Below are 461 nucleotides of genomic sequence, written 5' to 3'. Positions count from 1 at the left end.
GGTCATGAGTCCACCACCTCGAATCTGATGACGGCTCCCGGGAGTAGTAGAGCTGGCGGGTCAGCCTTCTCATCCCACAAGATTGCGTCAGTCGTGCCAATAATCTGCCAGCCGCCCGGGGAGGCTTGCGGGTAGACGCCGGTGAATCCATCAGCCAAGGCGATACTGCCCGGCGGAATCCTGGTTCGAGGGCTATCCCGACGCGGGATCCGGTACGGCCAATCAGCTCCGGACATATACCCAAATCCAGGCATGAACCCGGCAAATTCCACCGTCCATTGCTGATCGCTGTGGCGCTTCACCAACTCGTCCGTGGTCATACTGAGCAATTCCGCCACGTCAGATAGGTCCAGCCCGTCATAGCGAACTGGCACCTCGACGATTTCCCGCGCTCCTTGTTCAACCCAGTCCAATCCTGCGGCGATAAACTCCTGGACGTGAGCGACAGCTGCCGGTAACTG

Annotated in this window: 1 protein-coding gene; it reads right to left on the bottom strand. The window is 59.4% G+C overall.

Going from position 1 to position 461, the window contains the following annotated elements:
* Positions 1 to 2: 2 nt before the first annotated feature.
* Positions 3 to 461: 5-oxoprolinase subunit B family protein (locus GRC12_RS45020; protein WP_208786155.1), on the bottom strand; the 459-nt coding region annotated here is incomplete at its 5' end.

Origin of the sequence: Streptomyces griseorubiginosus (assembly GCF_017614965.1) — a bacterium.
GTDB lineage: Bacteria > Actinomycetota > Actinomycetes > Streptomycetales > Streptomycetaceae > Streptomyces > Streptomyces griseorubiginosus_B.
Note: the sequence above shows the minus strand (reverse complement) of the source record. Positions and strands in the feature narration are given on the sequence as shown.